The 23,451-nt window shown below is 63.7% G+C and carries 22 protein-coding genes; 13 read left to right on the top strand and 9 right to left on the bottom strand.

Features of this window, described 5'->3' with window-relative positions:
- Positions 1–8: 8 nt before the first annotated feature.
- From mmsB to CO670_RS00155, 7 genes are all read right to left on the bottom strand, one after another.
- A complete protein-coding gene (gene mmsB / locus CO670_RS00185; protein WP_097588423.1) occupies positions 9–890 on the bottom strand; it encodes a 3-hydroxyisobutyrate dehydrogenase in 882 nt (293 codons plus the stop codon).
- A 9-nt stretch (positions 891–899) separates the two neighbouring features.
- Positions 900–2,495 (bottom strand): GMC family oxidoreductase N-terminal domain-containing protein, encoded by a 1,596-nt coding sequence (locus tag CO670_RS00180; RefSeq protein ID WP_097588422.1) that lies wholly within the window; start codon positions 2,493–2,495, stop codon positions 900–902.
- Between the two features lie 131 nt (positions 2,496–2,626).
- A complete protein-coding gene (locus tag CO670_RS00175) occupies positions 2,627–3,616 on the bottom strand; it encodes a branched-chain amino acid ABC transporter permease (protein WP_097588421.1) in 990 nt (329 codons plus the stop codon).
- A 1-nt stretch (position 3,617) separates the two neighbouring features.
- Positions 3,618–4,505 carry a branched-chain amino acid ABC transporter permease gene (locus CO670_RS00170; RefSeq protein WP_097588420.1) on the bottom strand — a complete coding sequence of 296 codons (888 nt, stop codon included), beginning with the start codon at positions 4,503–4,505 and terminating at the stop codon, positions 3,618–3,620.
- Positions 4,506–4,509: 4 nt separating this feature from the next.
- Positions 4,510–5,211 carry an ABC transporter ATP-binding protein gene (locus CO670_RS00165; RefSeq protein ID WP_097588419.1) on the bottom strand — a complete coding sequence of 234 codons (702 nt, stop codon included), beginning with the start codon at positions 5,209–5,211 and terminating at the stop codon, positions 4,510–4,512.
- Positions 5,211–5,993, bottom strand: a complete 783-nt coding sequence (locus CO670_RS00160; protein WP_097588418.1) for an ABC transporter ATP-binding protein — start codon at positions 5,991–5,993, stop codon at positions 5,211–5,213. The genes CO670_RS00165 and CO670_RS00160 overlap by 1 nt, the downstream gene beginning before the upstream one ends.
- A gap of 5 nt (positions 5,994–5,998) precedes the next feature.
- On the bottom strand, positions 5,999–7,204 hold the full coding sequence (locus tag CO670_RS00155) for an ABC transporter substrate-binding protein (protein WP_097588417.1): 1,206 nt from the start codon (positions 7,202–7,204) through the stop codon (positions 5,999–6,001).
- A 175-nt stretch (positions 7,205–7,379) separates the two neighbouring features.
- On the opposite strand from CO670_RS00155, the gene CO670_RS00150 reads away from it, so the two are divergent.
- Positions 7,380–8,330 (top strand): LysR family transcriptional regulator, encoded by a 951-nt coding sequence (locus CO670_RS00150; RefSeq protein WP_097588416.1) that lies wholly within the window; start codon positions 7,380–7,382, stop codon positions 8,328–8,330.
- Here the strand turns inward: CO670_RS00150 and CO670_RS00145 are convergent, their stop codons facing one another.
- Positions 8,331–8,669, bottom strand: a complete 339-nt coding sequence (locus CO670_RS00145) for a cupin domain-containing protein (RefSeq protein WP_003594586.1) — start codon at positions 8,667–8,669, stop codon at positions 8,331–8,333. It abuts the gene before it with no gap.
- 173 nt (positions 8,670–8,842) lie between these two features.
- Here CO670_RS00145 and CO670_RS00140 point away from each other — a divergent pair, with 173 nt between their 5' ends.
- The 4 genes from CO670_RS00140 to CO670_RS00125 all read left to right on the top strand — a co-directional run bounded on the left by CO670_RS00140 (position 8,843) and on the right by CO670_RS00125 (position 12,549).
- The gene (locus tag CO670_RS00140; RefSeq protein ID WP_097588415.1) at positions 8,843–10,030 is read left to right on the top strand and encodes an acyl-CoA dehydrogenase; all 1,188 of its coding nucleotides are present in this window, start codon (positions 8,843–8,845) and stop codon (positions 10,028–10,030) included.
- Positions 10,031–10,120: 90 nt separating this feature from the next.
- Positions 10,121–10,582, top strand: coding sequence for a DUF4126 family protein (locus tag CO670_RS00135; protein ID WP_097588414.1), 462 nt, complete (start codon positions 10,121–10,123; stop codon positions 10,580–10,582).
- Positions 10,579–11,946 carry an FAD-containing oxidoreductase gene (locus tag CO670_RS00130; protein WP_097588413.1) on the top strand — a complete coding sequence of 456 codons (1,368 nt, stop codon included), beginning with the start codon at positions 10,579–10,581 and terminating at the stop codon, positions 11,944–11,946. The genes CO670_RS00135 and CO670_RS00130 overlap by 4 nt, the downstream gene beginning before the upstream one ends.
- 33 nt (positions 11,947–11,979) lie before the next feature.
- Positions 11,980–12,549 (top strand): DedA family protein, encoded by a 570-nt coding sequence (locus CO670_RS00125; protein WP_097588412.1) that lies wholly within the window; start codon positions 11,980–11,982, stop codon positions 12,547–12,549.
- Between the two features lie 12 nt (positions 12,550–12,561).
- Here the strand turns inward: CO670_RS00125 and CO670_RS00120 are convergent, their stop codons facing one another.
- Positions 12,562–13,605, bottom strand: coding sequence for an NAD(P)-dependent alcohol dehydrogenase (locus CO670_RS00120; RefSeq protein WP_097588411.1), 1,044 nt, complete (start codon positions 13,603–13,605; stop codon positions 12,562–12,564).
- Positions 13,606–14,104: 499 nt separating this feature from the next.
- On the opposite strand from CO670_RS00120, the gene CO670_RS00110 reads away from it, so the two are divergent.
- From CO670_RS00110 to CO670_RS00070, 8 genes are all read left to right on the top strand, one after another.
- The gene (locus CO670_RS00110) at positions 14,105–14,467 is read left to right on the top strand and encodes a copper resistance protein CopC (RefSeq protein ID WP_088674734.1); all 363 of its coding nucleotides are present in this window, start codon (positions 14,105–14,107) and stop codon (positions 14,465–14,467) included.
- A gap of 299 nt (positions 14,468–14,766) precedes the next feature.
- Entirely contained in the window at positions 14,767–14,856 is a 90-nt protein-coding gene (locus CO670_RS00100) for a K(+)-transporting ATPase subunit F (protein ID WP_097588409.1), read from the top strand.
- 33 nt (positions 14,857–14,889) lie between these two features.
- Positions 14,890–16,593, top strand: coding sequence for a potassium-transporting ATPase subunit KdpA (gene kdpA, locus CO670_RS00095; RefSeq protein WP_097588408.1), 1,704 nt, complete (start codon positions 14,890–14,892; stop codon positions 16,591–16,593).
- A 63-nt stretch (positions 16,594–16,656) separates the two neighbouring features.
- On the top strand, positions 16,657–18,717 hold the full coding sequence (gene kdpB / locus CO670_RS00090) for a potassium-transporting ATPase subunit KdpB (RefSeq protein WP_097588407.1): 2,061 nt from the start codon (positions 16,657–16,659) through the stop codon (positions 18,715–18,717).
- A gap of 12 nt (positions 18,718–18,729) precedes the next feature.
- Positions 18,730–19,299: a potassium-transporting ATPase subunit KdpC gene (gene kdpC, locus CO670_RS00085; protein WP_097588406.1), complete on the top strand. Its 570-nt coding sequence runs from the start codon at positions 18,730–18,732 to the stop codon at positions 19,297–19,299.
- Positions 19,300–19,503: 204 nt separating this feature from the next.
- Positions 19,504–22,212: a sensor histidine kinase KdpD gene (locus tag CO670_RS00080; RefSeq protein WP_097588405.1), complete on the top strand. Its 2,709-nt coding sequence runs from the start codon at positions 19,504–19,506 to the stop codon at positions 22,210–22,212.
- Positions 22,209–22,901: a response regulator transcription factor gene (locus CO670_RS00075; protein WP_097588404.1), complete on the top strand. Its 693-nt coding sequence runs from the start codon at positions 22,209–22,211 to the stop codon at positions 22,899–22,901. The genes CO670_RS00080 and CO670_RS00075 overlap by 4 nt, the downstream gene beginning before the upstream one ends.
- A 57-nt stretch (positions 22,902–22,958) precedes the next feature.
- Positions 22,959–23,414: a PTS sugar transporter subunit IIA gene (locus tag CO670_RS00070; RefSeq protein ID WP_097588403.1), complete on the top strand. Its 456-nt coding sequence runs from the start codon at positions 22,959–22,961 to the stop codon at positions 23,412–23,414.
- Positions 23,415–23,451 lie beyond the last annotated feature (37 nt).

Below are 23,451 nucleotides of genomic sequence, written 5' to 3'. Positions count from 1 at the left end.
AGCACCGTCTACTTCTTTTCGCGGAACATCTCGATGATGGCGGAGAAATCCCTGCCGCCATTGCCCTGCTTTTCGAAGAGCGCAAAAAGCTGGGCCGCTTCCGCGCCCATCGGCGTTGAGGCGCCGCTCGCCAGCGCCGCCTCCTGCGAAAGCCTGAGATCCTTCAGCATCAGTGCGGCGGCAAAACCCGGCTTGTAGCCGTTGTTGGCCGGCGAGGTCGGCACCGGCCCGGGCACCGGGCAATAGGTATTGATCGACCAGCACTGGCCTGACGAAGTCGAGGCGACATCGAACAGCGCCTGATGCGAGAGGCCGAGTTTTTCGGCAAGCACGAAGGCTTCGCAGACGCCGACCATCGAGATGCCGAGAATCATGTTGTTGCAGATTTTCGCCGCCTGGCCGGCACCCGCCTCGCCGCAATGGACGATCTTCTTGCCCATGCCTTCAAGGATCGGTTTTGCCCTGGCGAACGCCTCGTCCGAGCCGCCCGCCATGAAAGTGAGCGTGCCGGCGGCTGCCCCGCCGGTGCCGCCGGAAACGGGCGCGTCGAGCGACAGGCAGCCTGCGGCCTTGGCCATCTCATGCGCCTTGCGGCTGCTCTCGACATCGATGGTCGAGCAATCGATGACCAGCGTGCTCTGCGCCGCAGTCTGCAGGATGTCAGTCCAGGCCGTCAGCACATGTTTGCCCTGCGGCAGCATGGTGATGATGATCTCCGCGTCCTTGACCGCCTGGCTGGCATGGCTCGCCGCCTTGACGCCGCTCTCTTCGGCCGCTTTCAGCACCGCGGCCGCGAGATCGAAGCCAAGAACCTCGTGACCTCTCTTGACGAGATTGGCCGCCATCGGCCCGCCCATGTTGCCAAGCCCGATGAATGCGATCCTTGCCATGGTCTTCTCCTATCGATTGTCTTCGAGGATCATCGCCGCCGCCTTTTCGGCGATCATGATCGTCGGCGAATTGGTGTTGCCCGAGGTGATCGACGGCATCACCGAGGCGTCGGCGATCCTGAGCTTGCCGAGCGCCCTGAGTTTCAGCCGGGGATCGACGACGCTGTCCCTGTCGGCGCCCATGCGGCAGGTGCCGACGGGATGGAAGATCGTCGTACCGATATCGCCCGCCGCCCGCTCAAGATCGGCCTCCGTCTGATAGCTGGGGCCCGGCTTGAACTCCTCCGGCCGGAACCTCGCGAAGGACGGCTGCGCGACGATCTTGCGCGTCAACCGTATGGAACGGACAGCTATGTCACGATCCCGCTGCGTCGAGAGGTATTTCGGGCTGATCGTCGGCTGGGCTGCAAAATCCGGGCTCGACAGGTGCACCGAACCCCGGCTCTCCGGCCTCAGATTGCAGACGCTCGCGGTAATCGCCGGGAAAGGATGGACGGGATCGCCGAACTTCTCCAGCGACACGGGCTGCACGTGATATTGCAGATCAGGCGTTTCCCGATCCGGACCGGAACGGGTGAAGATGCCGAGCTGGCTCGGCGCCATTGCCATCGGCCCGGAGCGGCGAACGAGATATTCGAGCCCGATCGCCGCCTTGCCGATCAGCTTCGTCGCCTTCTCGTTCAGCGTCGGAACGCCCGTCACCTTATAGGCCAGCCGCAGCTGCAGATGATCCTGCAGGTTCTCGCCGACGCCCTTCACCTCGGTCACGACGTCGACACCCGCCTGCCGCAGCACTTCGCCCTTGCCGATGCCTGACAGCTCCAGGATATGCGGCGAACCGATCGCACCGGCGGACAGGACGGTCTCCCGGGCAGCATAGGCGCGTTTGGCCACGCCATTATGCTGGAACTCGACACCGGCGACGGCTCCGTCTTCCACCAGCAGCCGCCGGACCTGGGCCTTGATCAGAACCGTCAGATTGCGGCGTCTGATCGCCGGGCGCAGGAAGGCCTTGGAGGTGTTCCAGCGAATGCCGGAACGCTGGTTGACGTCGAAATAGCCGGAACCTTCGTTGCTGCCGCGGTTGAAATCCGCCGTCTCCGGAATGCCTGCTTCCTTCGCCGCCTGCTGGAAGGCGTCGAGCACGGCCCAGCGCACGCGCGCCTTCTCGATGCGCCATTCGCCGCCGGCGCCATGCATCTCATCTTCGCCGCGATAAAAATCCTCGGACTTGCGAAAGAACGGCAGAACATCGTCCCAGCCCCAGCCGGTGCAGCCCATCTGCCGCCAGAGATCATAGTCGCGCGCCTGGCCGCGCATGTAGATCATGCCGTTGATCGAGGAGCAGCCGCCGAGCACCTTGCCGCGCGGATAGCTTAGCGCCCGGCCGTTCAATCCCGCTTCCGGCGCTGTGGTGAAACACCAGTCGGTGCGCGGATTGTTGATGCAGTAGAGATAGCCGACCGGAATATGGATCCAGTGGTAATTGTCCTTGCCGCCGGCTTCGAGCAGCAGCACCCGGCTCCTGCCGTCGGCGGAAAGCCGGTTGGCAAGCACGCAGCCGGCGCTGCCTGCCCCGATGATGATATAGTCGTAACGATCCATGTGCCCTGCACGAAGCCCCAGATGCCTCCCGCTTCCCTCTCCCCGCGGAACGGGGAGAGGAAGAGTCGCATTGCCGCCGCCAATCTCTTCGCCGGGAAGGAAATCGCCCTGGGAAAGAGAGGTCCGCTCGTTCAGCGGCGATAGACGAAGCCCAGTTTCCGCCCGAGCCGCGAAGCGTAGAATTCGCCGATGATGCCGCGGCGGAAGATCAGCACGCAGATCATGAAGACCACGCCGGTGATGATCGTCACCGGGAATTCCGACGTGGCGAGATAATTTTGCAGCGCCACGACGAGCCCCGCGCCGAAGAGCGGTCCGACCAGTGTGCCGATGCCACCGAGCAGCGTCATCAGGATCACCTCGCCCGACATCTGCCAGGCGACGTCGGTCAGGGTCGCGAACTGGAAGACCAGCGATTTCACCGCGCCCGCCAGCCCTGCAAGCGCTGCCGACATGACGAAGGCGCCGAGCTTGTAGCGCGCCACGGAGTAGCCGAGCGAAGTGGCGCGGTTCTCGTTCTCACGGATCGATTTCAGGATCATGCCGAACGGCGAATTGATGAAACGCCAGATGATCAGAATGCCGACGAGGAAGACGGCCAGCACGAAATAATACATGTTGGTCGAGTTGTTCAGGTCGATGAAGCCGAAGAGATGGCCGCGCGGCACCGACTGGATGCCGTCCTCGCCTTCGGTGAACTTCGCCTGCAGGCAGAAGAAAAAGAACATCTGCGACAAGGCCAGCGTGATCATCGCGAAATAGATGCCCTGGCGGCGGATGGCGAAGAAGCCCATGACCAGCCCGAGAAAGGCAGCGCCCGCCACGCCGATCAGGATGCCGAGTTCCGGCGGCAGCCCCCATGATTTCACCGTATAGGCGGTGAAATAGGCCGCCCCTCCGAAGAAGGTGGCATGGCCGAAGGAAAGCAGGCCGGTATAGCCGAGCAGCAGATTGAAGGCACAGGCAAAAAGAGCGAAGCAGAGCAGCTTCATCAGGAAGATCGGATAGAAAAAGAACGGCGCCAGCAGCAGGAACACCAGCCCCGCAAGCAGGAAGCCCGCCTGCACTGAAAAGGCGGTCCGGCTTTTTTCCGTTCGGATGGTTTCGGTGATGTCAGCCATGTCAAGCATCCCGGCCGAAGAGGCCCGCGGGCCTGATGAGAAGCACGATCGCCATGATGACGAAGATCACGGTGTTGGAGGCTTCGGGATAGAAGACCTTGGTCAGGCCCTCGGCGATGCCGAGCACGTAACCGGTCACGATCGCGCCCATGATCGACCCCATGCCGCCGACCACGACCACGGCGAAGACGACGATGATCATGTTCGAGCCCATCAGCGGCGAGACCTGGTAGATCGGCGCGGCCAGCACGCCGGCAAAGGCCGCGAGGCCGGCGCCGAGTGCGTATGTGAAGGTCAGGAGCATCGGCACGTTGACGCCGAACACCTGCACCAGCACGGCATTCTCCGTGGCGGCGCGCAGATAGGCGCCGAGCTTGGTCTTCTCGATCAGCAGCCATGTGCCGAGGCAGACGACGAGCGCGACGATGACCACCCAGCCGCGATAGATCGGCAGGAACATGAAGCCGAGATTGGCCCCGCCGGCAAGGGCGGGCGGCGTTGCATAGGGCTGGCCGGACGAGCCGTAGAGATAGCGGAAGGTGCCTTCGACGGCGAGCGCCAGCCCGAAGGTGAAGAGCAGGCCGTAGAGCGGATCGAGATCGTAGAGCCGGCGCAGGAACAGCCGCTCGATGACCGCGCCGGCAAGGCCGACGATGACGGGCGCCAGGATCAGCGACGGCCAGTAGCCGATGCCGGCATAGGTCAAGAGCAGATAGGCGGCGAAGGCGCCGAGCATATATTGTGCGCCATGGGCGAAGTTGATCACCCGGAGCAGGCCGAAGATGATGGCGAGGCCGAGGCTCAGCAGCGCATAGAAGGAGCCGTTGATCAGGCCGATCAAGAGCTGGCCGAGCAGCGCCTGCAGGGGAATGCCGAAGATCATCGTCATCTGGTCACACTCCCAGAACCTTGTGCAGCGTATCCATGCGCTGCGGCAGTTCGTCGACCGGGAATTCCGACACCATCTGCCCATGATCCATCAGATAGAAGCGGTCGGCAATACGGCTGGCGAAACGGAAGTTCTGCTCAACGAGCAGGATCGTCATGCCGCGCTCCTTGAGCTTCTTCAGCACGTCGCCGATCCGCTGGACGATAACGGGGGCAAGCCCTTCCGTCGGTTCGTCAAGAATGAGCAGCCTGACGCCGGTGCGCAGGATGCGGGCAATCGCCAGCATCTGCTGCTCGCCGCCGGAAAGCTTGGTGCCGGGGCTGCCGCGGCGCTCGTAGAGATTGGGGAAGAGCTCGTAGATTTCATCCAGCGTCATGCCGCCATCCGCCACCACGGGCGGCAGCAGCAGGTTTTCCGAAACGGTGAGCGTCGAAAAGATGCCGCGCTCCTCCGGCACGAAGCCGATGCCGCGATGCGCCGTCTTGTGCAGCGGCACCTGCATCATGTCGCTACCGGCAAAGCTGATCCGGCCCTTGCGGGTGCGCACGATGCCGGTGATGGTGCGCAGCGTCGTCGTCTTGCCGACGCCGTTGCGGCCGAGAATGGTAATCGTCTCGCCTTCGCCGACATGCATGTCGACGCCATGCAATATGTGGCTTTCGCCATACCAGGCATTGAGGCCCTGAACTTCGAGGAGAGCGGCCATCAATGCTCCTCCGTGCCCATATAGGCCTCGCGCACGCGCTCGTCCTGACTGACGGTGGCATAATCGCCCTCGGCGAGAATCTCGCCGCGCTGCAGCACGGTGACATGCTGGCAGATATTGGCGACGACGGAGAGATTGTGCTCGACCATCAGCACCGCCCGGTCGCGGGCGACATCGCGGATGATGGACGACACGACGCCGACATCCTCATGCCCCATGCCGGCCATCGGTTCGTCGAGAAGCAACACCTTCGGGTCCAGCGCCAGCGTCGTGGCGATCTCCAGCACGCGCTTGCGGCCGTAGGAAAGATCGGCGGCGATATGGTCGCGCTCCTTGGACAGCCCGACGCTGGCAAGCAGCTGCTCGGCGCGCTCGTTCAGCCGGTCGAGCGCCGACAGCGGCCGCCAGAATTGCGTGGAGAGATTGTTCGGGCGCTGCAGCGCCACGCGCACATTGTCGAGAACGGAGAGATGCGGGAAAACCGCCGAGATCTGGAAGGAGCGCACCAGCCCCATGCGCGCCACCCTGTCGGGTGCGGTCCCGGTTATGTCGGTTCCCATCAGCGTGATCGTGCCCGCCGTCGGCTGCAGGAACTTCGTCAGCAGGTTGAAGACCGTCGTCTTGCCGGCGCCGTTCGGGCCGATCAGCGCATGGACGCTCGCATCATGCACGTCGAGATCGACGTTCTTGACGGCCGTGAAGCCGCCGAAATCGCGGCGCAGACCGCGGGCGGACAGGACCACCCGCGGCTTCGCCCCAGATTCAATCGCGGAAACCGCCATGTCGCTTACTTCACCAGATCGCAGCCGCTCTTGGCGGGATCGATATAGGCCTCCTTGCCGGGAATGGTGGCGAGCACGTTGAAGTAATCCCAGGGCTCCTTGCTTTCGGAAGGCTTCTTGACCTGCAGCAGATACATGTCGTGGATCATGCGGCCATTGGCGCCAACCGTGCCACCGCGGCCGAAGACGTCGTCGACCGGCATTTCATGCAGCAGCTTGGCCACCGCTTCCGTTTCGTCCGTGCCGGCCTTCTGCACCGCCTTCAAATATTGCAGCACGGCCGAATAGGTGCCGGCGTGGATCATGTTCGGCATCTTGCCGGTGCGGTCGAAGAATTTTTTGGCGAAGGCGCGGCTCTCGTCGTCGCGGTTCCAGTAATAGCCTTCCGTCAGCGTTAGCCCTTGCGCCGCTTCGAGGCCGAGACCATGGACTTCGGCCAGCGTGAAGAGCAGCGCCGCCAGATGCTGGCCGCCCTGGGTGATGCCGAATTCGGCCGCCTGCTTGATGGCGTTCGAGGTGTCGAGGCCGGCATTGGCAAGGCCGATCACCTTGGCGCCCGAGGATTGCGCCTGCAGCAGGAAGGATGAGAAATCCTGCGTCGACAGCGGATGGCGAACCGAGCCGACGACCGTGCCGCCGCTCGACTTGACGTAATCGCTGGTCTGCTGTTCCAGGGAGTAGCCGAAGGCATAGTCGGCGGTCAGGAAGAACCAGCTGTCGCCGCCCTGCTTGACGAGCGCGCCGCCCGTGCCGACGGCCAGCGCGTGCGTGTCGTAAGCCCAATGGAAGCCGTAAGGCGAGCAGGCCTTGCCGGTGAGATCCGTCGTCGCAGCACCGGTGACGATGTCTATCTTCTTCTTTTCCTTGCCGATCGCCTGCACGGCGAGCGCCACCGACGAGGTCGTCAGTTCCATGATCGCATCGACCTGCTCGGTGTCATACCATTGGCGGGCGATGTTGGAGGCAATATCCGGCTTGTTCTGGTGGTCGGCATCGACGATCTCGATCGGAACGTCGAGCACCTTGCCGCCGAAATCCTCGACCGCCATCTTGGCGGCTTCGACGGAGGACTTGCCGCCGAAGTCGGCATAGACACCCGACTGATCGTTGAGAATGCCGATCTTGACCTTGCCATCGGTCGCGCTCTGCGCAAACACCGCCGTGCTGCTTGCAAGCAGAAATGCAACCGATGCAATGAGATTCTTTCGCATATTCTCTCCTCCCAGAGATGAGCCAGCTTACGGATCTGTTCAGATTTGGCCAGCCGCACTCCTCAGAACGGCCGACCCTCAGCTTACGATCAAGGAAATTCCGCCTTGAAGCAACGGGTGGTTTACAACTAATTCCAAACAGTATCTGTTCGTTTTTGAACAGACAGGGATCGCGATGAACAACCCACCGCAGTTTACTTGGGACGATCTTCAGTTTTTTCTAGCCGTCGCCCGCACTGGACAGCTTTCGACGGCGGCCCGCCAGCTACGCTCCAGCCATGCCACCGTTTCGCGGCGCATCGACCGGCTGGAATTTGCCCTCAAGGTCAAGCTCTTCGAGCGCAATCCGCGCGGGTACGTGCTGACGGCGATGGGCACGCGCTTCGTCGAGACGGCCGAGCGGATGGAGCAGGAGACCGAGCGGCTGCGCGCCGATCTTGCCGACGGCTCGATGGCGCAGCGCGGCCTTGTGCGCCTCAGCGCCCCGGAGGGTTTTGCCAATTTCTTCTTCGCGACGGTGCTGCATCGGTTTGCCGCCCAGCATCCGCATCTGTCGCTGGAGCTGGTGACGATCCAGCAGATCATGTCGCTGTCGCGCAAGGAGGCCGATCTTTCCGTCGTGCTCGATGAGCCGAAGGGCGGGCCTTATTTTGCCGAGAAGCTGACGGACTACCACCTGCAGATCTACGGCTCGCGCGACTATCTCGCAAAAGCGCCCGTCATCACCTGCCGCGACGACCTGCTCGAGCATCCCTTCGTCAGCTATATCGAGGAGATGATCTTCGCGCCGGGCCTGGATTATCTCGGCGATGTGCATCCGCGCATCAAGCCGCAGTTCCAGAGTTCCAGCATATTCGCGCAGCTCACCGCCACCCGGAACGGCCTCGGCCTCTGCATCCTGCCCTATTTCTTCGCCAGCCGTTATCCCGAACTGGTGCCTGTGCTGCCCGAGGAGATCGACCTCAAGCGCCATTACTGGATCACCTGCCACCGCGACCTGAAACAGGCGCCGCGCGTGCGCGCCGTCATCGATTTCCTGCGCGAGGCGGTGCGCGGCGAGGATGCCCGCTTCGTGCCGCCCTATGCCGCCGCTGGCCCGGCGCGCCGGGCGAAGGCTGAACCCTGATTATTTCAGGAATTCGGCGCGGTGCGGGGTGAACGTATCGATCAGCCGGCCCTTTTCCAGCGCCTTCACGCCGTGCACGAGGTTGGGCGGCACGATGAAGCTGCCGCCCTGGCGCAGCACCTCGGTCCGCCCGTCGATCGTCACTTCGAAACTGCCTTCCGCCACGTAACTTGCCTGGATGTGCGGATGCGAATGGGCAGCACCGACGGCGCCGCTTTCGAAAGCCACTTCCACCATCATCATCTCGGGCAGATAAGTCATGATGCGCCTGGTGACGCCGGGCTCGGGGTTGACCCACTCGGCGCCTTCGGCCGATACGAACAGATCGCTTGACGACATTTCCGCCTCCTCCTTCCAGAATCGAACGGGCGCAAAGTGGATCATGCCGCCGCTTTTGAAAAGATGAAGCGGCCGTCTTTTCGCCGGATCGCCCTCGGTTGACGCGATCCGCCGTCGGGTCTATCCCGAGCTTGACGAGGAAAGCTCGGAATTCGAGGTGAGGAGACGCCGCCATGCAGCATACGCGCGAGGTTTTCGACTGGACCGACCCCTTCCGGCTGGCGGAACAGCTCACCGACGAAGAGCGCATGGTGCAGGCGACCGCCCATTCCTATGCGCAGGAGAAGCTCGCGCCCCGGGTTCTCGACGCCTTCCGCAATGAAAAGACCGATCCTGAAATCTTCCGCGAAATGGGCGCCCTCGGCCTGCTCGGCCCGACGATCTCGCCCGATTACGGCGGCGCCGGCCTCAGCTATGTCGCCTATGGCCTGATCGCCCGCGAAGTCGAACGGATCGACAGCGGCTACCGCTCGATGATGAGCGTGCAGTCCTCGCTCGTCATGCTGCCGATCGACGCTTTCGGGTCCGAGGCGCAGAAGCTGAAATATCTGCCGAAGCTTGCGAGCGGCGAATGGATCGGCTGCTTCGGCCTGACCGAGCCCGATCATGGCTCCGATCCCGGCTCGATGGCGACGCGCGCCAAGAAGGTCGACGGCGGCTACAGCCTCACCGGTTCGAAGACCTGGATATCGAACGCGCCGATCGCCGATGTCTTCGTCGTCTGGGCAAAGACCGAGGACGGCCTCATCCGCGGCTTCATCCTCGAAAAGGGCTGGAAGGGCCTTTCGGCTCCCGCCATCCACGGCAAGGTGGGCCTGCGCGCCTCGATCACAGGCGAAGTGGTGATGGACGGGGTCTTCGTGCCCGAGGAAAACCTGCTGCCCGGCGTCACCGGCCTCAAGGGACCCTTCACCTGCCTCAACTCGGCCCGATTCGGCATCGCCTGGGGTGCGCTCGGCGCGGCCGAGGATTGTTACGCCAGGGCCCGGCAATATACGCTGGAGCGCAAGCAGTTCGGCCGGCCGCTCGCCGCCAATCAGCTGATCCAGAAGAAGCTCGCCGACATGGCGGCGGAAATCTCGCTCGGCCTGCAGGGCTGCCTGCGGCTCGGCCGCATGAAGGAGGAAGGCCATCCGCCGGTGGAGCTGACCTCGATCCTCAAGCGCAACAGCTGTGGCAAGGCGCTGGAGATTGCACGTGCGGCCCGCGACATGCTCGGCGGCAACGGCATCTCCGACGAATTCGGCATCGCCCGCCATCTCGTCAACCTCGAAGTGGTCAACACTTACGAGGGCACGCACGACATCCACGCGCTGATCATCGGCCGCGCCATCACCGGCATCGCCGCCTTTGCGAACTAGCCGGCCGCCGGGCAAGGCGAATTGCCACGTGCCTGACAATGTGCAACCTTCCCTCTCGCGGCACAAAGCCGGCAAAGAGGGGGATCGTGCATGTTTCTGCTTCTTGCATTGCTGATCGGTGTCATCGCAGGCCTTCGCGCCATGACGGCGCCGGCTGTCGTCGCCTGGGGCGCGGCGCTCGGCTGGTTCGATGTCTCGCAAACGCCGCTTGCCTTCATGGGTTATCAGTGGACGCCGTGGATCTTCACCATCCTCGCCGTCGTCGAACTCATCACCGACCAGCTGCCGTCCACGCCGTCTCGCAAGGTGCCGGTGCAGTTCGGCGCCCGCATCATCATGGGCGCGCTCTCCGGGGCGACGATCGGCGCGGCCAGCAGCCTGCTCTCGGGCGGGCTGATCGCCGGCGTGATCGGCGCCGTCATCGGCACCTATGGCGGGGCGGCCGTGCGCGCCAGGCTCGCCGCCTCCTTCGGCAAGGATCTGCCGGCCGCTCTCATCGAGGATGCCGTCGCCGTCATCGGCGCGGTGCTGATCGTGGGGGCCGTCGCATGAAAAGCTTCGACGCCATTGTCATCGGCGCCGGCCAGGCCGGCCCGTCGCTTGCCGCCCGCATGGTCGAGAAAGGCATGAAGGTGGCGCTCATCGAGCGCAAGTACATCGGCGGCACCTGCGTCAATGCCGGCTGCATGCCGACAAAAACGTTGGTCGCCAGCGCCCGCGCAGCCCATGTCGCCCGGACCGGCGCCGCCTACGGCGTGAAGATCCCGGGCGAGATCGCCATCGACATGAAGGTGGTCAGGGCCCGCGCCGAGACCGTAACCATGAACGCCCGCAACGGCCTGATCGGCTGGCTGGGCGGCATGGACGGCATGTCCGTGATCTCAGGCCATGCCCGTTTCGAGGGCGCGAAGACCGTCAGCGTCAATGGCGAGACGCTGACTGCGCCGCGCATCTTCCTCAATGTCGGCGCCCGGCCTGTCATCCCCCCTCTGCCTGGTATCGACGATATCGATTACCTCACCAGCACCTCGATCATAGAGCTCGACACGCTGCCAAGGCATCTGGCCGTGATCGGCGGCAGCTATATCGGGCTGGAATTCGCGCAGATGTATCGCCGCTTCGGCGCCGAGGTCAGCGTCGTCGAGCACGGGCCGAAGCTCGCATCGCGCGAGGACGAGGATGTATCGGACGCGATCGCCGATATTCTGCGGGCCGAAGGCATCACCGTTCACACCGACGCCGGCAACATCGCCTTCGCCGGAAACGGCAGCGGCGTCAGCGTTACCGCCGGCGCTGCAAAGATCGATGCGAGCCATGTGCTGATCGCCACCGGCAGGAAACCGAACACCGACGATCTCGGCCTCGATGCCGCCGGTGTCGCCACCGATGAACGCGGCTATATCAAGGTCGACGACCGGCTCGCCACCAATGTCGAAGGCATCTGGGCGCTCGGCGACTGCAACGGCCACGGCGCCTTCACCCATACCTCCTACAATGATTACGAGATCGCCGCCGCCAACCTCATCGACGGCGAGGACCGCAAGGTCTCGAGCCGCATCCCGGCCTATGCGCTCTATATCGATCCGCCGCTCGGCCGCGTCGGCATGACGGAGAAGCAGGCGCGCGCCTCGGGGCGCAGGATCATGGTCTCGACCCGGCCGATGAGCCGCGTCGGCCGCGCCAACGAGCGTGGCGAGACCAAGGGCTTCATGAAGGTGGTCGCCGACGCCGAGACCAAGGAAATCCTCGGCGCCGCCATTCTCGGCATCGAAGGCGACGAGGCGATCCACGGCTTCATCGATGCGATGAATGCAGGAACGACCTACCCGGCGCTGCAATGGTCGGTGCCGATCCATCCGACAGTGTCGGAACTGATCCCGACGCTGCTTGGGGATTTGAAGCCGGTTCAGCCGTGACCTGATCTCGGGAACGACTGGAGGCTGGCGGGCATGTCTATCGAAACGCTGATCGAGAATTACGGCCTGTTGGCAATCTTCCTGGGCGCAGCCTTCGAAGGCGAAACGGCCGCCTTTCTCGGCGGCGTGGTTGCCCATCGCGACCTGCTGACCTATTGGTCGGCGTCGCTTGCGGCCACCGCAGGCTCCTTCGCCGGCGATCAGTTCTGGTTCTTCGCCGGCCGTTACGCCGCTCGATGGACCCTTGTCCGCCGGCTGATGGAAAAACCGGCGCTGGCGCGCACAACCAGGCTTCTGGAAAAATATCCGACCGGCTTCATCCTCGCTTTTCGTTTTCTGGTGGGCTTGCGGACGATCAGCCCCGTCGTCATCGGCACCACGCGGATACCGACCGGAAAATTCGTCCTGCTGAATGCCCTGGCCGCACTGGTCTGGGGACAGCTTTTCACCGCCCTCGGCTATCTGTTCGGGCACGGCATCCAGCAAACACTGGGCCACCTTCCGCTTCACCGCCATCTGCTGATCGCGATCGTGGCCGCGGCTGTCGTCGCAGCCGCCGCTTATGTCTTTCGCAAGATGAGACCCAGTGCAGGCCACTCATAGAAGTGGCCTGCCCTACTCCATCACGATCTGCAGCTTCACGTCGCTCGGCCGCGCCTCGACGGCGCGATCGAAAGCCTTGATCGAATCTTCGAATTTGAAGGTCTCCGATATCAGCGGCTTCAGATCGACGCGGCCCGACGCCAGGAGAGCGATCGAGCGCTCATACTGATGCGCATAACGGAACACGGTTTCGATGCGGATCTCCTTGGTGGTCGCGGTCGAGACGTCGAAACCAACAGGGTTGACCGGCAGGCCGACGGCAACGATGACACCGCCCGGGCGCGGCAGCGCCATGATCGTCTCCCAGGCCTTCGGCGACCCGGAGCATTCGAAAACCACGTCGGCGCCCCAGCCATCGGTGAGCCGGCCGACTTCGTCGATCAGGTTCTTCTCGCGGATGTTGACGGGAATGACACCCTGATACTGCGCTGATATATCGAGCTTCGGCTGGGCGAGGTCTGCAACGATGGCGCGGGCGCAGCCGCCGGCAAGGGCGGCAATCGCCACCATCGTGCCGATCGGCCCGGCGCCGAGAACGACGGCAGTGTCGCCGGGCGCGATCTTCGCCTTGGCCGCCGCCTGCATGCCGACCGCGAAGGGCTCGACCATCGCGCCTTCGGCGAAGCTGACATTGTCGGGCAGCTTGAAGGTATAGTTGGCGGGATGCACGACCTCCGATGTCAGCACGCCATGGATCGGCGGCGTCGCCCAGAAGGTGACGGCGGGATCGATATTATACATGCCGAGCCGGCTTGCCTTGGAGTTCGGATCGGGAATGCCGGGCTCCATGCAGACGCGGTCACCGACCTTCAGATGCGTCACACCAGCCCCGACCTCGACCACCGCGCCGGCCGCCTCGTGGCCGAGCACCATCGGCGCGTTGACGATGAAGGGGCCGATCTTGCCGTGGGCGTAGTAATGCACGTCCGAACCGCAGACGCCGACGGTGTGAATCCTGATTTTCACCTGCCCTGGCCCCGTTTCCAGAGGCAGATCGATATCGCGAAGCGCAAGCTCATGCTGGCGCTCCAGTACCAGCGCACGGACTTTGGTCATGATCGGTTTCCTTCCCTGTGGCCCTCGCGATTCATCGAGCGCCGCTGGCGTGACTATAAGACTGGAAGGGGCGGCAATTCAATCGCACCAGCCAAGCTTTTGCTCAATGATTGATGAAATGCCCATTTTCCATAATCCGAAAGATTCACCGTCCAAGACCTCCGTATGATTTCACCCGGGGCCGCCGGAGAGTACATTACCAAATCGAGATATGCGGCAACGAGGACAGTCAGAAAAATGAAGTACGATCGCAAGAATGCCGGCCTAACCCGCCCTGACGGCTCGACGATATCAAGGTCGTTCCGTGCCCTTTGGCATCGGCTCATGGAGCCGATCGCCGCGCTCTGGGAAAGCCGCCAGCCGAAGCCGGTGCGCGTTGTCGCAGAGGCAAGGGATCGAAATCATCCCCGACAGCGTTATTAGCCATGCGCCGGCATGGTGTTACGGAAGCATGACGGCTCCGGGCACCATGCAGATCAGGAAGATAAGGAAGACCATCATGAAGTCGATCGTGTCATTCTGCCTGTTCGCATCCCTTCTATTTGCGGCAAGTGAAGCGTCTGCGGCGCTGGAACAAGCATCGCTGCCGCCGCAGGAGCAGGAAGAAAAGCTGGTGCCGGCCAATCTCGAACTCTCGTTCACCGGCCCGGTCGATCTTGCCCGCTCGACGGCCGTCCTCATGGATGCCCAGGGCATGGTCCTTCCCACGGGCAAGCCGTTTCTCTCCGGCCCTGAAGGATCCATCTTCAAGGTCCCGCTCGATCCCTCCATGGCCCCCGGCCTCTATACCATCGATTGGCGCGTGCTCTCGATGGATGGCCACAGCGCCGAAGGCCAATACCAGTTCCGGGTCGATCCCTAAATCGCTCGCGAAAAGCATTTATAAGATTTTTATATTGACGGCCGCTCGTCCGTCTCGAACCTTTATGCGCTCCGGCTCCATATTGATGCCCGAGAGATCGAAAGGTCATCTCCGCGCCAGAAAGCATGAAAGGCGGCCTTCCCGAGGGAATGGCGCCCTTTGTCTTGTCTGAATCCAAGAAGAACAACAGGAGTCACGATCATGATGGATATCATTCTGCTTGGCACCGCGATCATATTCTTCGCGCTGTGCTTTGCCTATACCAGAGCCTGCGACAGGCTCTAGCCGGAGAAACGACGATGACCCTCGACTATGTCCTGAGCGGTGCCGTGACCATGTTTCTCACCGTTTACCTCACCTATGCTCTCCTTCGCCCGGAACGCTTCTGAATACCAAGCGGCCGGGTATTGAAAGTTAACTCCATGACCCTCAACGGATGGCTTCAGATCCTGCTTTTCTGCGGGATCGTCCTTGTGCTCGTCAAACCGCTCGGCGCCTATATGACGCGCGTCTTCAGCGGCGAGCGCACTTTCCTGTCACCGGTTCTCGTTCCGATCGAACGGGGACTCTATCGCCTCGCCGGCACCAGCGAGCGCGAGGAGCAGCATTGGACCTCCTATGCCTTCGCCATGCTGCTCTTCAACCTCACCGGCGTTATCGCGCTTTACGCGCTGCAGCGCCTGCAGGCCGGCCTTCCCTATAACCCGGCCGGCATGGCCGCCGTCCCGCCCGAGCTTGCCTTCAACACTGCCGTCAGCTTCGTCAGCAATACCAACTGGCAGAACTACGGCGGCGAAAGCACGATGTCCTATCTGACCCAGATGGCCGGCTTCACCGTGCAGAACTTCGTCTCTGCCGCCACCGGCATCGCCATCGCGCTCGCCTTCATCCGCGCCTTCTCCCGCGCCTCGGGCAAGGCCGTCGGCAATTTCTGGGTCGATATGACGAGGGCGACCCTCTACGTGCTGCTGCCGATCTCGATCGTGCTGACGCTCGTCTATGTCTACCTCGGCGTGCCGCAGACGCTCGGCCCCTATGTCAATGCGACGACGCTCGAAGGTGCGCAGCAGACGATCGCCGTCGGACCCGTCGCCTCGCAGCTGGCGATCAAGATGCTCGGCACCAATGGCGGCGGCTTCTTCAACGCCAATTCCGCCCATCCGTTCGAAAACCCCGACGCCATCTCCAACCTCATCCAGATGGTTTCGATCTTCGCGATCGGCGCGGCCCTGACCAACGTCTTCGGCCGCATGGTCGGCAACCAGCGCCAGGGCTGGGCGATCCTCGCCACGATGGGCATTCTGTTCATCGCCGGCGTCGCCATCACCTATTGGGCGGAAGCCGCCGGCAATCCGCTGATGCATGCCTTCGGTCTTGGGGGCGGCAACATGGAAGGCAAGGAGGTTCGTTTCGGCATTGCCTTGTCCTCGCTGTTTGCGGTCATCACCACGGCCGCCTCCTGCGGCGCCGTCAATGCGATGCACGGTTCGTTCACCGCGCTTGGCGGCCTTGTTCCGCTGATCAACATGCAGCTCGGCGAAGTCATCGTCGGCGGTGTCGGCGCAGGTTTTTACGGCATCCTGCTCTTCATCATCGTCGCCGTCTTCGTTGCCGGGCTGATGGTCGGCCGCACGCCGGAATATCTCGGCAAGAAGATCGAGGCGAAGGAAATGAAGATGGCCGTTCTCGCCATCCTCTGCCTGCCGCTCGCCATGCTCGTCTTTACCGCGATCGCCACGGTGCTGCCTTCCGCCGTCGCCTCGGTCGGCACCGCCGGCCCGCACGGCTTCTCCGAAATCCTCTACGCCTATACCTCGGCTGCGGCCAATAACGGCTCGGCTTTCGGCGGCCTGACCGGCAATACGCCCTGGTACAACGTGACGCTCGGCATCGGCATGCTTGCCGGCCGCTTCCTGGTCATCATCCCCGCCCTCGCCATCGCCGGCTCGCTGATCGCCAAGAAGACGGTTCCGGCCTCGGCAGGCACCTTCCCGACCGACGGCCCGCTCTTCGTCGGCCTGCTCGTCGGCACGATCCTGATCGTCGGCGGCCTCACCTTCTTCCCGGCTCTGGCGCTCGGCCCCGTCGTCGAGCACCTGGTCGCGATCGCCGGGCAAACCTTCTGAGGCGATGCTGCAACCTGCGCAGCAGGTTCCTTCGCCATTCTCGTTTCAACGCTGGAGTCTCTTATGAGCCAGGCAAAATCCGCGAGCATCATGGATTCTCGCATCCTCATTCCGGCCGTGGGCGCCGCCTTCCAAAAGCTCGACCCCCGGGCGCTCGCCAGAAATCCGGTCATGTTTGTCGTCGCCACGGTTTCCGTGTTGACCACCGTGCTCTTCCTGCGCGACCTCATCGCCGGCAACGGCAATCTCGGCTTCTCCTTCCAGATCAATCTCTGGCTCTGGTTCACCGTGCTCTTCGCCAATTTCGCCGAAGCCGTCGCCGAAGGCCGCGGCAAGGCGCAGGCGGATTCACTGCGCAAGGCACGCACCGAAACCCAGGCCAAGCTGCTGACCGGTAGCAGCGGCAGCGATTACCGTATGGTGCCGGGCACCAGCCTCAAGGTCGGCGATATCGTGCTCGTCGAGGCCGGTGACATCATCCCCTCGGATGGTGAAGTCATCGAAGGTGTCGCCTCCGTCAACGAGGCGGCGATCACTGGCGAATCCGCCCCCGTCATCCGTGAATCCGGCGGCGACCGCTCGGCGGTGACAGGCGGCACGCAGGTGCTCTCTGACTGGATCCGCGTGCGCATCACCGCGGCCGCCGGTTCGACCTTCCTCGACCGGATGATCTCGCTGGTCGAAGGTGCTCAACGCCAGAAGACGCCGAACGAGATCGCGCTCAACATCCTGCTTGCCGGCATGACGCTGATTTTCGTGCTCGCCACCGCGACGATCCCGAGCTTTGCCATCTATGCGGGCGGCTCGATCCCGATCATCATTCTCGTCGCCCTCTTCGTCACCCTGATCCCGACGACGATCGGCGCGCTGCTGTCGGCGATCGGCATTGCCGGCATGGACCGTCTCGTCCGCTTCAACGTGCTCGCCATGTCGGGCCGTGCGGTCGAAGCCGCCGGCGACGTCGATACGCTGCTGCTCGACAAGACCGGCACCATCACTCTCGGCAACCGCCAGGCGACGAGCTTCCGGCCGGTGCGCGGCGTTTCCGAACAGAATCTCGCCGACGCCGCCCAGCTCGCCTCACTCGCCGACGAAACGCCGGAAGGCCGCTCCATCGTCGTGCTCGCCAAGGAGAAATATGCGATCCGCGGCCGCGACATGGCGAGCCTCAAGGCGAGTTTCGTGCCATTCACCGCCCAGACCCGCATGAGCGGCGTCGATCTCGAAGGCGCCTCGATCCGCAAGGGCGCGGTCGATACGGTGCTCGCCTATGTCGCCGGCGACGCGCCCTCGAAGAATGGCGGCGAGGTCGTGCGCGAATTGCAGTCGATCGCCGACGAGGTCGCCAAATCGGGCGGCACGCCGCTCGCCGTTGCCCGCGACGGCCGGCTGCTCGGCATCGTCCAGCTGAAGGATATCGTCAAGGGCGGCATCCGCGAGCGCTTCACGGAGCTGCGCCGCATGGGCATCCGCACAGTGATGATCACGGGCGACAACCCGCTGACGGCAGCAGCCATCGCCGCCGAGGCCGGCGTCGACGATTTCCTCGCCCAGGCGACGCCGGAGATGAAACTGGCGCTGATGCGCGAGGAACAGGCCAAGGGCAAGCTCGTCGCCATGTGCGGCGACGGCACCAATGACGCCCCCGCGCTTGCCCAGGCCGATGTCGGCGTCGCCATGAACACCGGCACGGTCGCCGCCCGCGAGGCCGGCAACATGGTCGATCTCGACTCGGATCCGACCAAGCTCATCGAGATCGTCGAGATCGGCAAGCAGCTCTTGATGACGCGCGGCGCGCTGACGACCTTCTCGATCGCCAACGATATCGCCAAATATTTCGCCATCATCCCGGCAATGTTCCTGACCTTCTACCCGCAGCTTGGTGTGCTCAACATCATGGGGCTTTCGACGCCGCAAAGCGCCATCCTCTCGGCGATCATCTTCAATGCCTTGATCATCATCGCGCTGATCCCGCTGTCGCTGAAGGGCGTGCGCTACCGCCCGATCGGCGCCGGTGCATTGCTGTCGCGCAACCTGCTGATCTACGGCCTCGGCGGCATCATCGTCCCCTTCATCGGCATCAAGGCGATCGACATGGCCGTCGCAGCCCTCGGCCTCGCTTAAGGAGCAAGAACAATGTTGAAAGAATTTCGCCCGGCCGTCGTCATGATCGTCGCCACCACCGCCATCACCGGCCTTCTCTACCCGCTCGCGATGACGGGTGCGGCCCAGGCCCTCTTCCCCAGCCAGGCGAACGGCAGCCTGATCGAGAAGAACGGCCAGGTGATCGGCTCGGCGCTGATCGGCCAGGCCTTCACGGCAGACAGATATTTCCACGGCCGTCCCTCCGCCGCCGGAAACGGCTACAATGCCGCCGCCTCCAGTGGCTCGAACCTCGGCCCGACCAGCCGGAAACTGATCGACCGCGTCAAAGGCGACTACGAGGCCGCCAAGGCGGTGAACCCGAATACGCAAGTGCCCGCCGACCTCGTCACGGCGTCCGGCAGCGGCCTCGATCCCGATATCTCACCCGAGGCCGCTTACTTCCAGGTGCCGCGCGTCGCCAAGGCACGTGGTGTGGATGAAGCCAAGGTCCAGACGCTGGTCGACGGCGCCGTTCAGGCCCGCGAACTCGGCTTCCTCGGCGAACCGACGGTCAATGTTCTGGCGTTGAACCAGAGCCTTGATGCTTCTATGAGTGAGTGAGTTTCGTTGGCTGGGCACGCCATCTCCTTCTCCCTCATCCCTGTGCTCATCACAGGGATCCAGCAGCGCCGCGTCAGCGGCGCGGGAGACTCCTTTCACGCGAAGGACTTCGCGTGAAAGGATTCCTGTGACGGGCACAGGAATGAGGAGAAGGAGGCGTAGCGCCCATCCTCAAGCACAGGCATCGGCAGAAAGACCACACGCATGCCAGACGACAATCGCGACCAGGCCGGCAGGCCCTCGCCCGATGCGCTTCTCGAAAAAGCCCGGGCCGAGACGCGCGGCCGTCTGAAAATCTTCCTCGGCGCCGCTCCCGGCGTCGGCAAGACCTACGAGATGCTCATCTCCGGCCGCGCCAAGCTCGCCGATGGCCTCGATGTCGTCATCGGCGTCGTCGAGACCCATGGCCGCAAGGAGACCGAGGCGCTGCTTGCCGGCTTCGAGATCATTCCGCGCGTCGAAATCGACTATAAGGGCCGGCCGCTCGAGGAAATGGACCTCGACGGCATCCTTGCCCGCAGGCCCGATCTCGTGCTGGTCGACGAACTCGCCCATAGCAATGCCGAGGGCAGCCGGCATCCGAAGCGCTATCTCGACGTCAAGGAATTGCTCGATCGCGGCATCGACGTCTATACGACGCTGAACATCCAGCATGTCGAGAGCCTGAACGACGTCGTCTCGCAGATCACCCGCATCCGGGTGCGCGAGACGGTGCCAGATTCGATCATCGATCTTGCCGACGACGTCGAGATCATCGACCTGACGCCCGACGATCTCATCAAGCGCCTGCATGACGGCAAGGTCTACATGCCGAAGACGGCCGAGCGGGCGCTGACCAATTATTTCACGCCGGGCAATCTGACGGCGCTCAGGGAACTGGCATTGCGCAAGACCGCCCAGCGCGTCGACGATCAGCTGCTCACCCATATGCAGGCGCATGCCATATCAGGCCCCTGGGCGGCGGGCGAACGCATCCTCGTCTCGATCGACCATCACCCGCGTTCCGCTTCGCTGGTGCGCTACGCCTCGCGCATGGCATCGCGGCTGCGCGCGCCCTGGGCCGCCGTCTATATCGAGACGGCCCGCTCGATCAATCTGACGGAAGCGGAACGCGATACGGTGGCAGCCACGCTGCGCCTTGCCGAGCAGCTCGGCGGCGAGGCGATCACCATTCCCGGCCGCGAGGTGGCCGAGGAACTCGTCCGCCACGCCGGCGCCAACAACGTCACCCATATCGTCATCGGCGCGCCGAAGAAGCCGACATGGCGCGACTGGTGGAGCCGCTCGATTACCGACGAGCTGATCCGCAAGACCGGCGAGATCAGCGTCCATGTCATTTCAGGCAATGAGAAGGACGGCACCACCGCCCGCGGGGTCAGAGCGGCCGCTGCCGCGCCGCAGCTGGATCTCCGGGCCTATCTGCTGGCAACAGCCTATGTCGCCGTCGCACTCGGGGTCAGCATCGTGCTCGACCAAGTGCTCGACGTGCGCAACCTCGCCCTGGTCTTCCTGATGGCGGTGCTGACGTCGGCCGTCATCCACGGGCTTCGGGCGGCGCTTTACAGCTGCATCCTCAGCGCCCTGTCCTTCAACTTCTTCTTCCTGCCGCCGCGCTACACGCTGACGATCAGCGATCCGGAAAGCGTGCTTGCCCTCTTCTTCTTTCTGGGCGTGGCGATCATCGCCAGCAATCTGACCGCGACCGTGCAGCGCCAGGCCGCCGCCGCCCGGCAGCGGGCGCGCACGACCGAAGATCTCTATCTCTTCTCCAAGAAGCTCGCCGGCACCGGCACACTCGACGACGTACTTTGGGCGACCGCCTTCCAGCTCGCCTCGATGCTGAAGGTCCGCGTCGTGCTGCTGCTGCCTGAGGAAGGCACCATCGCCGTCAAGGCCGGTTATCCGCCCGACGACACGCTCGACGATGCCGATATCGCCGCCGCCCGCTGGGCCTGGGAGCACAATCACGCCGCCGGCCGCGGCGCTGACACTCTGCCCGGCGCCAAACGGCTTTACGTGCCGCTTAGAACCGGGCGCACCGCCGTCGGCGTCATCGGCCTCGACAGCGATCGCCGCGACGGGCCGCTGCTGACGCCCGAGCAGCAGCGGCTGCTCGATGCGCTGGCCGACCAGGCGGCCCTTGCCATCGAACGCGTCCAGCTCGTCGCCGATGTCGACCGGGCGAGATTGGCGGCGGAAGCCGACCGGCTGCGCTCGGCCCTGCTGACCTCGATCTCGCATGACCTGAAGACGCCGCTTGCCGCCATCCTCGGCGCCGCCGGCACGTTGCGCGATTACTTCACCTCCATGCCCGAGGAGGATCGCGCCGACCTGCTCGCAACCGTCGTCGACGAATCGGAGCGGCTCAACCGCTTCATCGCCAATCTGCTCGACATGACCAAGATCGAATCCGGGGCGATGGAGCCGAACTCAGCGCTGCATTATGCCGGCGATATCGTCGGCAGCGCGCTCGCCCGCGCCGCAAAGATCCTCGAACACCATAAGACAGAGATGCGCATTCCCGCCGATCTGCCGATGGTGCGGGTCGATCCCGTGCTGTTCGAGCAGGTGATCTTCAATCTGCTCGACAATGCCGCGAAATACGCGCCCGAGGGATCGGTGATCCATATCGGCGGCTGGGCCGATGCCGACCATGTGGTCCTGCAGGTCTCGGACGAAGGCCCGGGCATCTCGCCGGCCGACCTGACGCGTGTGTTCGATACCTTCTACCGCGTGAGCAAGGGCGATCAGGTGCGCGCCGGCACCGGGCTTGGCCTTTCCATCTGCCGCGGCTTCATCGAGGCGATGGGCGGCACGATCGCCGCCGGCAACCGGACGGGCCGCTCGGGCGCCGTCTTCACCATCCGCCTGCCGAAACCCAACGACATTCCCAAACTGGATGAACTCAAATGACCGGTTCAGCCGTCAAAATCCTCGTCGTCGACGACGAGCCTCCGATCCGCAAGCTGCTCCGCGTCGGCCTGACCGCGCAGGGCTACGAGGTGCAGGAGGCACCGAACGCCGCCAGCGCCCGCCAGTCGGTCGCCGCTGATATACCCGACCTCGTCGTGCTCGATCTCGGCCTGCCCGACAAGCCGGGCCATGACCTCTTGCAGGAATGGCGCGATGAGGGGCTTGCGATGCCCGTCGTCATCCTCTCCAGCCGCACAGACGAGGCCGGCATCGTCAGGGCGCTGGAAAGCGGCGCCGACGATTACGTCACCAAGCCCTTCGGCATCAACGAGCTCGGCGCCCGCATCCGCGTGGCGCTGCGCCACCGGCTGCAGCAGCAAGGGGAAAAGGCGATCTTCCAGACCGGCGGGCTGTCGATCGATCTCGTCAAGCGCATCGTCAAAGTCGACGGCGAGGAAATAAAATTGTCGCCGAAGGAATACGACATCCTGCGCGTGCTCGCCCAGCACGCAGGCAAGGTGCTGACCCACCAGTTTCTTTTGAAGCAGGTTTGGGGGCCGGCGGCGGATGTGCAGTATCTGCGCGTTTACATCAGGCAACTGCGGCAAAAGGTCGAGCAGATTCCGGACCAGCCGCACTATATCACCACCGAGACCGGCGTCGGCTACCGGCTCAGGGAACCGGATTGACCTCCCTTCCCGCCCGCTGCCCGAACAGTATCGAGCCAGAACAGCATCGAGAATGACATGAACCTTCCCAGCATCATCCGGCCGGAACACACCTTCATCGGCCTGTCGGCGCCGACGAAATGGCGCGCGCTGCAGACGATAGCGGACAAGGCCGCCAAGGCATTTTCCGTCGACGGACCGACCATCCTGAAGGCGCTCGAAACGCGCGAGAAGCTCGGCTCCACCGGGATCGGCAACGGCATCGCCATCCCGCATGCGGCAATCGAGGGCATGACCAGCCCGCGCGGCCTGCTCATCCGCTTCACCCAGCCGCTGGATTTCGAGGCGATCGACGATATCCCGACCGACATCGCCTTCGTGCTGCTCTTCGGGGAGAACAACCGCGGCGAATATCTGAACGTGCTGTCCGCCATCGCGCGGCGGCTGCAAACGGACGGCGTGCTTGCCGCCATGCGCAAGGCAAGGACGGTCGACGAATTCTATTCCGATTTCATCGCCGACTCGCGGGTGTGAAAAAGGCGCGGCCCGAAGGCCGCGCCCGCTCGTCTAA

It is taken from the genome of Rhizobium sp. J15 (genome assembly GCF_002531825.1).
Lineage (GTDB): Bacteria > Pseudomonadota > Alphaproteobacteria > Rhizobiales > Rhizobiaceae > Rhizobium.
The sequence above is the reverse complement of the archived record's forward strand: the minus strand, read 5'-3'. Positions and strand labels throughout refer to the sequence as shown.

Excerpts from the sequence above, each read along its gene's own strand:
- mmsB (WP_097588423.1), bottom strand. The coding sequence starts at position 890 with ATGGCAAGGATCGCATTCATCGGGCTTGGCAACATGGGCGGGCCGATG.
- CO670_RS00180 (WP_097588422.1), bottom strand. The coding sequence starts at position 2,495 with ATGGATCGTTACGACTATATCATCATCGGGGCAGGCAGCGCCGGCTGC.
- CO670_RS00175 (WP_097588421.1), bottom strand. The coding sequence starts at position 3,616 with ATGGCTGACATCACCGAAACCATCCGAACGGAAAAAAGCCGGACCGCC.
- CO670_RS00170 (WP_097588420.1), bottom strand. The coding sequence starts at position 4,505 with ATGACGATGATCTTCGGCATTCCCCTGCAGGCGCTGCTCGGCCAGCTC.
- CO670_RS00165 (WP_097588419.1), bottom strand. The coding sequence starts at position 5,211 with ATGGCCGCTCTCCTCGAAGTTCAGGGCCTCAATGCCTGGTATGGCGAA.
- CO670_RS00160 (WP_097588418.1), bottom strand. The coding sequence starts at position 5,993 with ATGGCGGTTTCCGCGATTGAATCTGGGGCGAAGCCGCGGGTGGTCCTG.
- CO670_RS00155 (WP_097588417.1), bottom strand. The coding sequence starts at position 7,204 with ATGCGAAAGAATCTCATTGCATCGGTTGCATTTCTGCTTGCAAGCAGC.
- CO670_RS00150 (WP_097588416.1), top strand. The coding sequence starts at position 7,380 with ATGAACAACCCACCGCAGTTTACTTGGGACGATCTTCAGTTTTTTCTA.
- CO670_RS00145 (WP_003594586.1), bottom strand. The coding sequence starts at position 8,669 with ATGTCGTCAAGCGATCTGTTCGTATCGGCCGAAGGCGCCGAGTGGGTC.
- CO670_RS00140 (WP_097588415.1), top strand. The coding sequence starts at position 8,843 with ATGCAGCATACGCGCGAGGTTTTCGACTGGACCGACCCCTTCCGGCTG.
- CO670_RS00135 (WP_097588414.1), top strand. The coding sequence starts at position 10,121 with ATGTTTCTGCTTCTTGCATTGCTGATCGGTGTCATCGCAGGCCTTCGC.
- CO670_RS00130 (WP_097588413.1), top strand. The coding sequence starts at position 10,579 with ATGAAAAGCTTCGACGCCATTGTCATCGGCGCCGGCCAGGCCGGCCCG.
- CO670_RS00125 (WP_097588412.1), top strand. The coding sequence starts at position 11,980 with ATGTCTATCGAAACGCTGATCGAGAATTACGGCCTGTTGGCAATCTTC.
- CO670_RS00120 (WP_097588411.1), bottom strand. The coding sequence starts at position 13,605 with ATGACCAAAGTCCGTGCGCTGGTACTGGAGCGCCAGCATGAGCTTGCG.
- CO670_RS00110 (WP_088674734.1), top strand. The coding sequence starts at position 14,105 with ATGAAGTCGATCGTGTCATTCTGCCTGTTCGCATCCCTTCTATTTGCG.
- CO670_RS00100 (WP_097588409.1), top strand. The coding sequence starts at position 14,767 with ATGACCCTCGACTATGTCCTGAGCGGTGCCGTGACCATGTTTCTCACC.
- kdpA (WP_097588408.1), top strand. The coding sequence starts at position 14,890 with ATGACCCTCAACGGATGGCTTCAGATCCTGCTTTTCTGCGGGATCGTC.
- kdpB (WP_097588407.1), top strand. The coding sequence starts at position 16,657 with ATGAGCCAGGCAAAATCCGCGAGCATCATGGATTCTCGCATCCTCATT.
- kdpC (WP_097588406.1), top strand. The coding sequence starts at position 18,730 with ATGTTGAAAGAATTTCGCCCGGCCGTCGTCATGATCGTCGCCACCACC.
- CO670_RS00080 (WP_097588405.1), top strand. The coding sequence starts at position 19,504 with ATGCCAGACGACAATCGCGACCAGGCCGGCAGGCCCTCGCCCGATGCG.
- CO670_RS00075 (WP_097588404.1), top strand. The coding sequence starts at position 22,209 with ATGACCGGTTCAGCCGTCAAAATCCTCGTCGTCGACGACGAGCCTCCG.
- CO670_RS00070 (WP_097588403.1), top strand. The coding sequence starts at position 22,959 with ATGAACCTTCCCAGCATCATCCGGCCGGAACACACCTTCATCGGCCTG.